At 41.4% G+C, this 13,529-nt stretch carries 14 protein-coding genes and 1 tRNA gene; 3 read left to right on the forward strand and 12 right to left on the reverse strand.

Going from position 1 to position 13,529, the window contains the following annotated elements:
• Nucleotides 1-9: 9 nt before the first annotated feature.
• From O3598_RS04120 to O3598_RS04155, 8 genes are all read right to left on the reverse strand, one after another.
• Nucleotides 10-804: a TSUP family transporter gene (locus O3598_RS04120; protein ID WP_316065542.1), complete on the reverse strand. Its 795-nt coding sequence runs from the start codon at nt 802-804 to the stop codon at nt 10-12.
• 135 nt (nt 805-939) lie between these two features.
• Nucleotides 940-1,239: a YerC/YecD family TrpR-related protein gene (locus O3598_RS04125; RefSeq protein ID WP_005380196.1), complete on the reverse strand. Its 300-nt coding sequence runs from the start codon at nt 1,237-1,239 to the stop codon at nt 940-942.
• Nucleotides 1,240-1,247: 8 nt separating this feature from the next.
• On the reverse strand, nt 1,248-1,901 hold the full coding sequence (locus tag O3598_RS04130) for a methionine ABC transporter permease (RefSeq protein WP_005377242.1): 654 nt from the start codon (nt 1,899-1,901) through the stop codon (nt 1,248-1,250).
• Nucleotides 1,882-2,928, reverse strand: coding sequence for a methionine ABC transporter ATP-binding protein (locus O3598_RS04135; protein ID WP_016475934.1), 1,047 nt, complete (start codon nt 2,926-2,928; stop codon nt 1,882-1,884). Before O3598_RS04135 ends, O3598_RS04130 begins: the two co-directional genes overlap by 20 nt.
• 74 nt (nt 2,929-3,002) lie before the next feature.
• Nucleotides 3,003-3,860, reverse strand: a complete 858-nt coding sequence (dat, locus tag O3598_RS04140) for a D-amino-acid transaminase (protein ID WP_371451918.1) — start codon at nt 3,858-3,860, stop codon at nt 3,003-3,005.
• A 208-nt stretch (nt 3,861-4,068) separates the two neighbouring features.
• The gene (locus O3598_RS04145; protein ID WP_371451920.1) at nt 4,069-5,184 is read right to left on the reverse strand and encodes an acyltransferase; all 1,116 of its coding nucleotides are present in this window, start codon (nt 5,182-5,184) and stop codon (nt 4,069-4,071) included.
• Nucleotides 5,185-5,190: 6 nt separating this feature from the next.
• Nucleotides 5,191-6,987, reverse strand: a complete 1,797-nt coding sequence (locus tag O3598_RS04150) for a DUF4127 family protein (RefSeq protein WP_371451922.1) — start codon at nt 6,985-6,987, stop codon at nt 5,191-5,193.
• 139 nt (nt 6,988-7,126) lie between these two features.
• A complete protein-coding gene (locus tag O3598_RS04155) occupies nt 7,127-7,753 on the reverse strand; it encodes a trimeric intracellular cation channel family protein (RefSeq protein ID WP_371451923.1) in 627 nt (208 codons plus the stop codon).
• A 105-nt stretch (nt 7,754-7,858) separates the two neighbouring features.
• Here O3598_RS04155 and tadA point away from each other — a divergent pair, with 105 nt between their 5' ends.
• The 3 genes from tadA (at nt 7,859) to O3598_RS04170 (ending at nt 9,879) form a co-directional block, all read left to right on the forward strand.
• A complete protein-coding gene (tadA, locus tag O3598_RS04160) occupies nt 7,859-8,407 on the forward strand; it encodes a tRNA adenosine(34) deaminase TadA (RefSeq protein WP_287505525.1) in 549 nt (182 codons plus the stop codon).
• Nucleotides 8,361-8,451 (forward strand) — tRNA-Ser (locus O3598_RS04165). Before tadA ends, O3598_RS04165 begins: the two co-directional genes overlap by 47 nt.
• A gap of 240 nt (nt 8,452-8,691) precedes the next feature.
• Nucleotides 8,692-9,879: an MFS transporter gene (locus tag O3598_RS04170; protein WP_371451925.1), complete on the forward strand. Its 1,188-nt coding sequence runs from the start codon at nt 8,692-8,694 to the stop codon at nt 9,877-9,879.
• 86 nt (nt 9,880-9,965) lie between these two features.
• Here the strand turns inward: O3598_RS04170 and O3598_RS04175 are convergent, their stop codons facing one another.
• The 4 genes from O3598_RS04175 to O3598_RS04190 all read right to left on the reverse strand — a co-directional run bounded on the left by O3598_RS04175 (nt 9,966) and on the right by O3598_RS04190 (nt 13,436).
• Complete coding sequence (locus tag O3598_RS04175; protein WP_371451926.1) at nt 9,966-11,213, reverse strand: L-cysteine desulfidase family protein; 1,248 nt, start codon at nt 11,211-11,213, stop codon at nt 9,966-9,968.
• Between the two features lies 1 nt (nt 11,214).
• Entirely contained in the window at nt 11,215-11,586 is a 372-nt protein-coding gene (locus tag O3598_RS04180; protein WP_005375663.1) for a RidA family protein, read from the reverse strand.
• Nucleotides 11,587-11,667: 81 nt separating this feature from the next.
• Nucleotides 11,668-12,492, reverse strand: a complete 825-nt coding sequence (locus O3598_RS04185; RefSeq protein ID WP_371451928.1) for a hypothetical protein — start codon at nt 12,490-12,492, stop codon at nt 11,668-11,670.
• Entirely contained in the window at nt 12,492-13,436 is a 945-nt protein-coding gene (locus O3598_RS04190; RefSeq protein WP_371451930.1) for a glutamyl-tRNA amidotransferase, read from the reverse strand. The genes O3598_RS04185 and O3598_RS04190 overlap by 1 nt, the downstream gene beginning before the upstream one ends.
• Between the last annotated feature and the right edge of the window lie 93 nt (nt 13,437-13,529).

The following is a 13,529-nucleotide window of genomic DNA, read 5'->3' on the forward strand; positions in this document are numbered from 1 at the left end:
TCACACCTCCTACAAGGTAGAAATATAATCAAACACTAATTTTAACAACATCACTGTCGTAACAGACAGGAATACAACACGCACCAAAGAGGACCCTTTCGCAATGGCTAAATGAGATCCTGAATAGGCGCCCACAACTTGTCCCACCGCAGCGGCAAGACCATACATAATATTGACGTGTCCTAAATATAGAAACACAAGTAAAGATGCTAAATTACTGGTAAAATTTAAAATTTTAGCATTTGCCGAAGCATGGAGAAAATCAAATCCGGTAAAGATAAATCCCATAATGAGAAATGTACCCGTACCAGGGCCTATAAAGCCATCATAAATACCGATGCCAAGAGCAAAGGCCATACAAATATAAAGTGCTCGCCCCATTACTTGAGAGGTGCGATTTACTTCGCCCCAGTTCTTTTTAAAGACTACAAATAATGTAACGGCCACGAGTAATACGATAATAATCGGTTTAACATATAGCGGCGGTAATGATACAACCGCCAAAGTACCCAGCATAGAACCTATAAAGGTAAAAGGCAATAGTTTACGAACCAGCCTAAAATCAACCATATGGTTTCGTAAAAATGTAATTGATGCACTACCGGCCCCAAAGATACTAGACAATTTATTACTACCTAGAGCCACGCTAGGAGGCAAATTAGTTAGCAACATGGCCGGCACAGATATCAATCCACCGCCACCCACTATGGAATCCACAAAGCCCGCAAAGGCCCCTGCTACAGCAAGCAATATAAGTATCATTACCTCATAGGGTAATCCGGTTATTGCAATTAGCCATTCCATATACGACCTCCCATATCTCACATACATATACTATCATTTTACCATTCGTATTAGTAAAAACAATAGTCCTATATACAAAATAACGGTGACCAGGGTCACCGTTATGTATTATATCCTACTATGAATATGTTACGACTATTTTTTGTCTGCCAATCGATCTAATACCACTGTATAACCATCAGCACCATATACAAGGCATCGTTTCACACGACTAATCGTCGCTGTACTAGCACCGGTTTCTTCTACAATCGTTTCATAGCTATCACCAGCGCGTAACATTTTAGCCACTTGAAGTCGTTGCGATAATGCTTTCAGTTCATTAACAGTACAAATATCCTCAAAGAATGCATAACATTCTTCTACAGTTTGAAGTTGTAAAATGCCTTCAAAGAGCTCGTCATGTTGAGCACTTCTCAATTTTTCATTGACGCTCATAACGCCTCCTATTTCTTATTCATCGCTTTGGATAAACCGTCACCAATCATTTGGATAACTTGAACCATAATGATGAGAATGATGATGGTAGCAAGCATGATATCTCCTTGGAAACGTTGGTATCCGTAGCGGATAGCAATATCACCAAGGCCGCCGCCACCAATAGCACCAGCCATTGCAGAGTAACCAATCAAGTTAACGATAAGCACCGTAACATTATCGATAATCGTTGGCAATGCTTCTGGTAGCAATACCTTGCGGATAATTTGGAATGGGCTTGCCCCCATCGATTGAGCAGCTTCGATAACACCGAATTGAATATCCTTAATGGATGTTTCTACAAGACGTGCTAAAAACGGAATCGCCGCCAATGTCAACGGTACACAAGCAGCCGTCGTACCAATGGACGTACCAACAACCATACGTGTAAACGGAATGATGGCAACCATTAAGATGATAAACGGAATGGAACGAGTCGCATTAACGATAGCCCCTAGAATCTTATTAAGCGCTGCATTTTCTAAAATATGCCCTTTAGATGTAACCACCAATACAACGCCGAGCGGAATACCAATAATCATGGCCATAATCGTAGAGATAACGGTCATTTGCAATGTATCCAAGGTACCGGTTATCAACAATTTAATTACTTGCTCTGACATAACCGATCACCTCGCTTTCAATTGGTAATGTTCTGATATAGTCTAGCCCTTCTTGCGCCTTCATAGGATCACCATTCAAAATGATGATAAGACGGCCTACACTAGTGTTTTGAATGTAGTCGATGCCACCAAACAAAATGCTTACATCGAGGTCAAAACGACGTACTAAACCTGCTACAACAGGTTCATCTGTGGCTTGCCCGGTAAACTTCAATTTTACCAATGGTGCCGTACCAGCAATCCAGTCATCATGAAGTTCAATATGTTCAAGCGCTTCTTGTGGTAGGTTATCGCTTACTACTGAGCCAACGAAATCTTTTGTAGTCGGTTTCTTCGGATTTGTAAATACTTCGAGCGTGCTACCTTCTTCTAAGATAACACCGCCTTCGATAACGGCTACGCGGTCGCAAATTTCACGGATAACCTTCATCTCATGAGTGATGAGCACAATGGTAAGCCCCATCCGTTCATTGATATCCTTCAACAATTCCAAGATGGATTCTGTTGTTTGTGGATCCAACGCAGATGTAGCTTCATCGCACAATAATACCTTTGGATTAGATGCCAACGCACGAGCAATGCCGACGCGTTGCTTTTGACCACCGGATAGCTGGGATGGATAGTTATTCACGCGGTCCGATAAACCTACGATATCGAGAATCGGAGTGATGCGCTCCTTGATTTCAGCCTTGCTAAGCCCTTGCAATTCCAATGGGAATGCTACATTGTCATAGACCGTGCGCGATGATAAAAGATTAAAATGTTGGAAAATCATGCCAATGTGTTTACGCGCTTTACGCAGTTCACTAGCACTCAATTTCGTTAAATCTGTGCCGTCTACGATAACGGAGCCCGATGTAGGGGCTTCCAGCATATTGATGCAACGAATCAGTGTAGATTTACCGGCCCCTGATTGACCGATAATGCCGTAGATTTGCCCCTTTTCAATGGTGAGGCTAATATCCTTCAGCGCTTCTACACGATTAGCACCTTCGTAGACCTTGCTAATGTGTTCTAATGTAATCAAAATATGTCCTTTCTTTGTGAAAGCTCCCCTTACCAGCCACTATAGCTACCATATTGATACCTATAGTATGCTAATTAAGCCAAGCCTTCTTCCATTAATTTTTCTAGACCATGACGTAATTTCATAGTCACTGCACCTGGTTTACCATCAGCTACAGGATTTCTGTCGAGTTTTATAATCGGAATCACACCACCGGTTGTATTGGTAAAGAATAGTTCATCCGCATCATCAACGAAGGCGCGGTCAAACTCTTTTTCGATAACAGTGATGCCCAATGAAGGTGCCACACGAGTGATAACCATTTGACGCGTAATGCCCTTCAAAATATGACTATCCGCTGGATGTGTATAAATAATTCCATCTTTCACGGCAAATACATTAGATGTAGCCCCTTCAGTACAAATGCCATCGCGGAATAACATCGCTGTATAGGCAAATTTCTTTTCCGCCTTTGTTTGTGCCAAAATGTTAGGAACCAAATTCGTTGTTTTAATGTCTACATGACCCCAACGTTCATCAGGCAATGCGATAGCTTTCACACCGGATTCCAACTTGTTCACTGCATCCATATCGAGATTATGAATGGACATGAGCATTTGTGGTTCAAGTTTAGAGCGATCGTACGCATGATGACGTGGCGCCACACCACGGGAGATTTGTAAGTAAATGTAACCTTCTTTGATTTCACTTTGTTCAATCAAAATTTCGTGAAGTTCGGTCAAATCATCTGGTGTCATTTTTACGGGAATGTCCATTTCACGCATGGACCGATATAGACGGTCTTGGTGATAAGACAATGCAAAACAACGACCTTTTGTAACACGTACAACTTCATATACAGAATCGCCGAATAAGTAACCACGGTCATCAATGCTGATTACCTTTGCACCTGGTTCGACGAATTCACCGTTAAAATATGTTAATTCTTTCATAAGAGCACCTCATTTTCCCTTGTTGTAACTCTAATCAGTATGATTGTATTATAGCACAATCACAGATTAATTTTCACACTTTACATTGTGAAAGTTTTCATTTTAGTCATGAAAAAATCCGCCCTCTGCCGATAACTATAAGTTATGGTAGGAGCGGATTCTATTGTAATTAGTTATATACCAATCTTACAGGGCTTGTATAAGCCTATTAGTTGCCAAGAATATATTTTCGAATTGGCTTTGGTATTTGTTTTAAACCTACTGTCGTCAAGTAGGATAATCCTACGGCCATCACATACAACAGCACTACGTGAGGCACTGTAAATAGAAGATTATACTTGGCCATAATTCCGGTCATAATCAATAACCAAAACGGATGCGCCAAATAGATACCGTATGAAGTATCCCCAATTTGTGACCAGAACGCCTCCATCGTATTGTTGAGGGGCATCACTTGGAATAGGAATAAGCTAAACAATGTGCCTAATGCCGTATAGAATACACCCATTGGACTCAACTGATGTACCGTGTAAATCGCTTCGAGCACCGTATAATGCCATACATCCATGACATAGTAGTAGGCGCCCAACATGGATAGAATCGATAAAATGGCACATGTGGCCAATAGATATCGGTAACGCCACATATAATCCTTCACCTGTTCATATCGTTCGGCTACAACAGCACCAAAAAGGAATATCCATACATAATGAATCACCCAATAATTAAGGCGCATATCGAAGAGATATTTTATGGCTGGAGAATCGCTAAACTGTTGTGTCACCCAGGCTCCCAATCGATAAGATGATATAAAGTCAACACCTAATTGGATGACAAATAAGATGACAAGCCACGGAATGGGGGCTTTCAAAATCCACCGTACCATCACACGCCATAGTGGCATGAGCACATAGAACCATACCAGTATAACCATAAAATATAAATGGTACATACTGTTACCAAACAAGAGGTTCACAAGCAATGGTCCGGGATGGAGATTTCCAAAATTGTGCGCCGTTATGCCTGTATAGACGAGGTAGAATAGAGACCACACAATGTAAGGATAGAGCACCACTTGAAAGCGTCGTTTCATAAAATCCTTGTAGCTAAATGGATCGTTTACCGATGTATGGTAGAACAAACCAAAGGCTGACAGGAAGAAAAATGCAGGCACTGCAAAACGCGATAAGATTTCCAACACGCTAATGAGTTGTAAATTAACGAACGGATTTTGTAATGCATAGGAGCCGACATGAATGCCGATAACGCCGAGCATACAAAGGCCACGCATATAGGTTATTTCAGGCAAAAACGATCGTTTCATAGGCGATTATTGTTGAGGCACAGCGGCCGGTGTTGGAACGATGCGCGGTGAAGTCGATGCTTGATGTACTACCGTTGTCGAAGTTGCAGCTGGTGCAGCTTGAGTTGTTGTAGTTGGCACAGCTGGAACGGCTTGTTCTTGGCCATTGGCTTGTGCAGCCGCAGCAGCAGCTGCTGCAGCTTCAGCTTGTCTCTTCGCTTCTGCTTCCCGTTGCATACGAATTTCTTTTTGAAGAGGTACTACTGGTTTATCATAAACAGTAATATCCGTTTCAAACAAACGGCCCCATGGGAATGTAGCCTTAACTGTACGAGGGTCTACCTTCAAATAAGTTTCACTGAAATCTTGTACACGTTCTTGTAAATACTCTTCTAATTTTGAATTCAAATCACCAGAGTAGCGTACATTGTCGGTACGAATGGAATCTTGCATACGATAAATATCCTTGCGGATATTCGCTTGGTATGCCCAGTTATCCAAATATTGTTGGGTCAACATATCGCGATGCCCTTCTGGGGACATAGTTTGTAGCAATAAGCCTTGTGCAATCGCATAGCCTACCGTATTACTTGCTGTATTCCAGCCATTGTAAGCGCCGATTTTATAGAGTAAATCGCGTTTATATAAAGCACCTAACAAGGTATTATCAGAGCCATTGTTATAGGCAATATCCGCAATGCTCACGTTTACACCTTGTTCCGTAGCTTGTTGAATACGATCTACAAAGGCAGTCGTAGCTTGAGAAATCATTGGGAAATTACCAAAGGTTTCAGATTCAGATGTACTCGTAGAAAGCGGTGTATTAACAGCGAGAAGAACAGTTGGTTTACCTGCAGTTGTCATCGTACCACCAACGGCTTCTACGTGTTCCGAAATCGTTTTATCAACGGTTTGGTCTTCGTAACCTGGCAATGTTTTGCCGGCACCACCAAGTGGATAGATAACGGAGAACGTAGGTTTTTCCGCACTTTCATCGGTACGAGAACGAGCCATCAACAATAAACCGAGTTGATCTGCCCCAGGGAAGCTGCCATATTGTGTACGTGGAATGCCCTTGGAATATTGATTTAAATAGCGTCCTTCCAATGCGGATTGAGACAATTGAGACGTATCATCATGGCCCAATGCAAAGTATGCAAAGACACCATTACGCGCTTCATCGATCAAGTCTTTATTCACTTGCATATTTTTTTGACGGCGAGAGAACCAGTCTTGTAGATATTCTACAGGGACAGAGGCTTGCAAGCTCATCAATTTTTGCGTTTCCGCTTGTGTCAATGTGCCTGCATCCAATTTATCTTGTAGTGCAGCAATTTGGAATATGGTTGGACCATAATCTGCATAGTAGGATGGTTCTGTACCACCCCCACTAGCGCGTGGGGAACGCATTACGGTACCAAAACCATAAATGCGTATATTTTTATGGTTTGCCTTAAGCGCTTCGATGCGTTTTAAACGATTTTCCAATGTGCTCAATGGCAAATTATGTTTACGAGAATCCACAAGGCCGCCATAGATTAAGGTATCTGTACTCAATACCATAACATCGGCACGGCCCGCATTTTGCTCTACCCAATTCCAGATTTGATCGGCTTGCCCTTTGTAGGTTTTACCGGAAATCAAATTTTGTGGTGGTGTTAACACCGTCATTCCCGCTGCCTTTGCAGTATCAACTGTATATTGTAGGCTTACTGGACGATCATCTTGCGGAACATATAACACAGTTTCCGCATCAACTTGAATGGATGTACCCGTAGCAATAGCCGTAACCATTAACGCTACTTTCAACCATTTTTTAGACATAGGTTAAACTCCTTTATCAAGCACGCTTGTGCGTACCATTTCACAACTGTTGTAAGGGATACAATCATAAAAAAATAACTAATATTACAATTATATCACTTAGTCATAATTTGGCAAATATATCGCATAAAACCGATTATTATCTGACACGAGGCAGGCTCCAGTGATATTTTATAGCTAGTAGACGAATAACAAGCACAATGGTGAAAGCCCCATATACAGCTTGGCCCACCCAATCGCTAATTACCAGTAGATAATAGGCTATACCGCCAATAATACTAGGCAACGCATATACGTCTTCTTTCAGTACGGAAGGCACGCGCTGCGCCAACATATCGCGCAGAATGCCACCACCTACAGCGGTAATCGTACCAAGCAATACGATGAATATAGGCAAGTCAGGATATAGTGTATATCCTGCGGAGGCACCCGTTACGGTAAAGGATGCTAAGCCAAGAGCATCGGCAAATAAATAACTAGCCCTACTACGAGGTCCCATTATGTTGCGATGATAGCGACTGTTATAAATAGCAAATACAATAAAAGTCACTGCGAGAACGACCGTAACGTACACCACATTACGAAGTGAATTAGGCGGGAAATAGCCTAACAGTACATCACGAATCACACCGCCCCCAATAGCAGTAGAAAGCGCGAGCACGGCCATGCCAAAAATATCCATTTTACGGGACACACCCACAAGTGCGCCTGATACGGCGAATGCGATGGTACCAATCATGTCAAACATATACCAAATAATATCCATACTAGCCTCACACAAGCAACTGACACAACGATTAAATCTATTCGCAAAAATACGATAAAATATGATAGACTCTATGTAAGATATTATACATTAAGAGGTGCAATAATGACAAAAGACCTAATGGATTCAACCGAACTTAATACAATGGACGAGCGCAGTCGTGACGAATACTTTATGAGCCTTGCCATCGAAGAAGGCAAAAAAGCGTATGCCCTTGGCGAAATTCCTATTGGCGCCATTTTGGTCCACGATAATCAAGTCATTTCACGTCATCATAACCGCCGTGAACTGGATCATGATGCAACAGCTCACGCCGAGGTTCTCGTCATCCGTGAGACCTGTAATAGCCTAAAGCGCTGGCGGTTGACTGGATGCACCCTGTATGTTACGATAGAGCCGTGTCCTATGTGCGCAGGGGCCATTATTAACAGCCGTATTGATCGCGTTGTATATGGTGCTAGCGACTACAAAGGAGGCGCCGTAGAATCTCTGTTTAATGTGCTATCCCATCCGGGACTAAACCATGAACCACAATTGCAAGCAGGCATCCTCGCTGATGAATGCAGCCAATTGATGAAAGATTTTTTTAAAGAGCGTCGTAAAGCACGGAGGAGTACCCAAGAGGCTGAAGGGTCCGCACTCGAAATGCGGTAGGTCGGGCAACCGGCGCGGGGGTTCAAATCCCTCCTCCTCTGCCATATTTTTAACAATTAACTAGCACATATAAAAAAGACGGTACTTGGGGTACCGTCTTTTTTCTTTTGCGTTAAGCAATCAAAATACTCATTGCCTTAGTCACTTATTATATTACATCTTGCAAATAAATCTGTAAAGATTTTCAAATTCTCAATACGCATCGTACAATTTATATTTTGAGATACATATAGTATATAATATAAATATATTATATACCATATCATCAACCAACGAGGTTTACTATGCAAAAGTATTATCCTTATCTCATCACGCTGAGTCACATGATTAATGACTCATGCCAAAGTGTATTACCTGCATTATTGCCGCTGTTTATCTATACGTATGGACTGTCCTTGGAGCAAGCAGGTTTTCTTATCTTGGCGAATACGGCATTATCATCATTGCTACAACCATTGCTAGGGTATATTTCAGACAAACTCAATCAGCCACGCCTCATCGCAGCAGGCACGCTATTGTCCGCATGTAGTACAGGGATGATGGGTTTTGTTTCGTCTTATGAAAGCCTCCTTGTATGCGCTACACTAGCAGGTGTTGGTTCTTCCATTTTCCATCCTGAAGGGGCAAAAATTATCAACCGCCTCGGAGGTGGTAAAAAGGGTAAAGCTATGGGGACCTTCGCCATCGGCGGTAGTTCAGGCTTTGCCTTTGGGCCTCTATTTGCGGGCGCTATCGCCTATACAGTGGGTGCACATGGTCTAGCAGCTTTCACAGTAGCTGGTATTATTATATCTACTGTTCTATTCCTGCTCATGCCGCGTATCGTAGCTCATGCTAAGACTATCGATCAAGCCGTAGCCACCGAAAATCCAACAGTAGCCGCTAAACCTCTGAAAAATTATTGGAAATATTTCGGCATATTATTCATTATCATCCTAAGCCAATCGGTTAATTTCCGCGTTATTAATGCATTTATTCCTGTATTCTGGACACATGAACTCGGCACGAGTCCCGAACAAGGTAGTTTTGCATTAACCGTATTCTTTAGTATCGGTATCTTTATGACCTACATCGGCGGCTTATTGGGCGATAAATATGGTCCTATTAAAATCATTAGATTATCTCTGTTAATTTGGTTGCCATCCATGTTCCTATTAACACAAATCCCTCAGTTTTCTGTAACGATTATGATGCCACTCGCCTATCTGATTTTACTCATGATTGGTGCTGCAAAGGCCATCAGTTACAGCCCTGTTATTGTACTGGGCCAAACTTATCTAGCTAAGAGCATCGGATTTGCATCAGGCATCACCCTTGGCGTAAGCCAAACAATCGGCGGCATCATCGCACCGGTTGTAGGGAATTTAGCAGATACCTATTCACTATCATTAGCCATGATGACACTGGTTCCATTCCTTATTGTGGGGCTAGGCGCATCGTTGCTACTAAAGGATCCCAAAAAATTACAATAATATGACAAAAACAGCGTTATGACCAAACTGATCATAACGCTGTTTTCTTGTTTATGGGACAAACTATTTTTCGTATATGAAAGCAATTAATGCTTTAACATTTCATTCAAAATGACCACATCGGTTTCTTTCATACCTTGCGCAACGACACCGATACTTTTAATCGTATCATCAACGGAGTGCGCTACAAGACCATCGCCTTTTTGATAGCTCTTGTTAAGACGAGCTTGTTTATAGCCCATAAAAGCGCCATCTAAGGAGATGGCAATTTTACCTGCACAAGATGGTTTCGCTCCATCACATACGATGCCGGATAGACTAACAAGACCATTTACAAGTGTATCTTCGATGATATCTTTGCTATCGCCTTTCAAGAAAGCAATACCGGCCACACTTACAATGCCAGCTGATACAACACCACAGTATGCAGATAATTTACCAATACCAGATTTAACGTAAAGCGTTAACAAATTGGCAAATACAAGAGCTCGGTACAATTCCTCATCGGTTTTGCCAAGCTCCTCCGCGGTTGTAATGATAGGCATAGATACGGTCAATCCTTGGTTGCCAGAGCCGGAGCAAATAACTACAGGCAACGGGCATCCACTCATGCGTGCATCAGATCCTGCTGCGGCACGAGCCTTGCACTTTGTTTCTAGAGATGGGGTTTCATCATCAAGCAATAACAATCGACCTATATTGGCACCATAATCATTGGATAAACCTTCATTGGAAATGGCCGTATTATATTCTACCTGCTGCTTAATGCTAGGTAAGATACCGGAAATATCACCAGCTTTTGCAAATTCGTAGATACTATCGAATGTCATCGGGCAAGTACTACTTTCAGCCTCTTTAATTTCGTTAATGGTTTCAGAAATCACGTTTCCATCTATGGACACATAGGTAATATTGGTATGTGCATTTTCAATGCGTACCACTGCCGTATGTTCATCGGTGGTTGCCGTAATTTCAATGTAGAGATTATCAACGCCTTCTGCTAGTTCTACAGTACAAAAGTTAGCCTCTAATAAGGTACCTAACCACTTACGATCTTCATCGGCAGCCGATTCTAACACCTCTAGTTCTCGTTCAGGATGTCCTACGATGGCACCGAGTACGGCAGCCGCAGCTAAGCCTTTACGGCCTCCAGAGTTCGGAATGACCACGGATTTTACGTTTTTAATGATATTGGCACTGCATCGCGCATGAATGTGGTTTGGAAACTCATCCAATACGGATGCGGCCTTGGCTGCTGCATAAGCCAACGCAATTGGCTCTGTACAGCCAAAGGCAGGTTTCATTTCTTTTTGTAATAATGAAATATAATCCATATTATACTTCCGCGATGATTTCCACTTCTACTGCAACGCCCAATGGAAGATCTTTTACAGCCACGCAAGAACGAGCTGGTTTAGATGTAAAATATTTTGCATATACTTCGTTGAAAGGTTTGAAATCATTGATATCAGCTAAGAAGCATGTTGTTTTAATAACCTTGGAGAAATCAGAACCAGCTTCTGCTAATACCGCTTCAATATTTTTGCAGACTTGTTCAGTTTGTGCTTCGATACCGCCTTCAACTACGGAACCTGTAGCAGGGTTAATCGCTACCTGACCAGAAGCGAACAAAAAACCGCCAGCTACTTTAGCTTGGGAATAGGGACCTACTGCTGCAGGCGCTTTATCTGTGTGAATTGTTTTCATAATAGGACTCCTTTTTACAATACATACATCATATAGAAATTATTATACATTAATATCGATGTTTTTCAATATATTTTATTTTTATTTAATAGATTTGAAAGCATCTGCAAAGATTGGCATAAAGTATTGACGTTGTACATCACTAGTCAATGCCAAGAACAATGTAGGCTTTTGTGGATTCATTACGAGTGCCGCTTTTGCATAATATGGGAATTTGATACCTTCCGCATCAACTAATATGCGAGAACCTACGGTATATGTTTGATACTTTGTATTATTCATTTTCTCCATTTGTTCTGTGTTTTCTACAGTAATGGTAGTAGGATTTTTGCTTTCACCGACAATACCAACGGCGGTGCTGTAATCTTTACCAGCACTTACATAGATGGAACCGGGCACGTTCTTATCTGGTAATGTAAATGTTTTAGATTCTTTTGGCAACAGATTATTAACCGTAGTCAACATGAGTTGTTCTGTAATCGGATCCAACTCACCATTATTGAGTATGGCTAATACAGGAAGGACAGACGCATTAGCCTTAGGGTTATCAAACAATGCATTGGCTGCTGTTTTCAAATCTACGGCTACTAACAAAGCGTCCTTTTGGCCGGTTTTATCTTCCCCTTGTAATTGATATACATCATAAGAAACGCCCATATAGTTAAGCGCAGATAATGCATCCTCATTACTTTGGCGAGTCCGTTTATTCGTAGTTGGTTTTGCATTATCCTTGATAAGCAAATCCTTTATAATATCCACAGAATCTGTAGTAGATGCGGTTGCTACCGTAACTGTATTCGGAACAGACATGGATCCTGCTATGGTTTTTACATCTTTTGCACCCGCAAAACTAGTAACTGCACCAACTAAACAAGCTGCTAGCACAAGAGTTTTTAATGGTTTCATTATTTATTGCCTCCCTTTAGGGTTTTCAATCCATACATGGATTCTAATTGTCCTGACCAGTAGTCTCGGCTCGTATCTTCGGTTGCCAAGATTTGTACTGTAAGCCCATCGTTTTGTGGCATTGCATACATAGTTAAACTACCAGGCAATACAAAGCCATCATATTTTAAGCTGCCGCGCATATTCATGCCAGCCATAGTACCAAACTTAGATGTATATGGTTTAAATGATATTTCTGTAGCGCCTACAGTAAAGTTAGGAATGACTCGTTTAAACAGATCCACACCCTCTTGCACACTTTGTTTATTCTTTTGCGACAACGATGCATCTTGCATAGCACTTTGTTGTATCGTTTTAATCATATCGCGATGCATAATAGCATTTAAATTTGCCATTTGTGGTTCTAACATCTTGCGATCAAGTGTAACTGTGGCCATTTTTGAAATAAACTTCTCTGCATTAGATTTTGTGTAAGGTTCGCTAACAGATTGTGCTTTCACTTGTTTATCAGCCATTGCGGAATTAACAACTTGCGTAGCCATACGATCTAGATAATTAATAGCCTCTTTATTTACATTGTACGTAAGTAACCAACCCGTATGATGACCTAGTGTACTATCACCAGATAATTGGTACAAACTATATCCATCTAGAGCTGTACCTTTGAACTCTTCCGTTACCATGGGATAGGATATTTTTATGCGGTCGTTCATAGATTGTGCAGCTCGTTCATTAGCTGTTTGAAGGGTCTTATTTTGTTCCATCGTTCTGAAAGTAGGATTTGTAGGAATCGCATCTACAGCTACCGCGTGTACACCATTATTAGTGGTAGCATACTGACCATAGCCTAAATCAATTGTATCGGCACAAGCTACAGCCGCCATACCTACCGTTAAGCAGGTAGCGCAAGCTAGTGTCATTACCTTCTTACTCCACGTTTTCATAGTCTCACCTCATGAATATATGAATTGAATTATATAAGTAAGTTACATTAAGAATTTTAAATATACATATAATATTATACTATATAATTGTAC

Origin of the sequence: Veillonella atypica, assembly GCF_041431435.1 — a bacterium.
In the GTDB taxonomy this organism is placed as follows: Bacteria; Bacillota; Negativicutes; order Veillonellales; family Veillonellaceae; genus Veillonella; species Veillonella atypica.

Excerpts from the sequence above, each read along its gene's own strand:
- O3598_RS04120 (WP_316065542.1), bottom strand. The coding sequence starts at position 804 with ATGGAATGGCTAATTGCAATAACCGGATTACCCTATGAGGTAATGATA.
- O3598_RS04125 (WP_005380196.1), bottom strand. The coding sequence starts at position 1,239 with ATGAGCGTCAATGAAAAATTGAGAAGTGCTCAACATGACGAGCTCTTT.
- O3598_RS04130 (WP_005377242.1), bottom strand. The coding sequence starts at position 1,901 with ATGTCAGAGCAAGTAATTAAATTGTTGATAACCGGTACCTTGGATACA.
- dat (WP_371451918.1), bottom strand. The coding sequence starts at position 3,860 with ATGAAAGAATTAACATATTTTAACGGTGAATTCGTCGAACCAGGTGCA.
- O3598_RS04145 (WP_371451920.1), bottom strand. The coding sequence starts at position 5,184 with ATGAAACGATCGTTTTTGCCTGAAATAACCTATATGCGTGGCCTTTGT.
- O3598_RS04150 (WP_371451922.1), bottom strand. The coding sequence starts at position 6,987 with ATGTCTAAAAAATGGTTGAAAGTAGCGTTAATGGTTACGGCTATTGCT.
- O3598_RS04155 (WP_371451923.1), bottom strand. The coding sequence starts at position 7,753 with ATGGATATTATTTGGTATATGTTTGACATGATTGGTACCATCGCATTC.
- tadA (WP_287505525.1), top strand. The coding sequence starts at position 7,859 with ATGACAAAAGACCTAATGGATTCAACCGAACTTAATACAATGGACGAG.
- O3598_RS04170 (WP_371451925.1), top strand. The coding sequence starts at position 8,692 with ATGCAAAAGTATTATCCTTATCTCATCACGCTGAGTCACATGATTAAT.
- O3598_RS04175 (WP_371451926.1), bottom strand. The coding sequence starts at position 11,213 with ATGGATTATATTTCATTATTACAAAAAGAAATGAAACCTGCCTTTGGC.
- O3598_RS04180 (WP_005375663.1), bottom strand. The coding sequence starts at position 11,586 with ATGAAAACAATTCACACAGATAAAGCGCCTGCAGCAGTAGGTCCCTAT.
- O3598_RS04185 (WP_371451928.1), bottom strand. The coding sequence starts at position 12,492 with ATGAAACCATTAAAAACTCTTGTGCTAGCAGCTTGTTTAGTTGGTGCA.
- O3598_RS04190 (WP_371451930.1), bottom strand. The coding sequence starts at position 13,436 with ATGAAAACGTGGAGTAAGAAGGTAATGACACTAGCTTGCGCTACCTGC.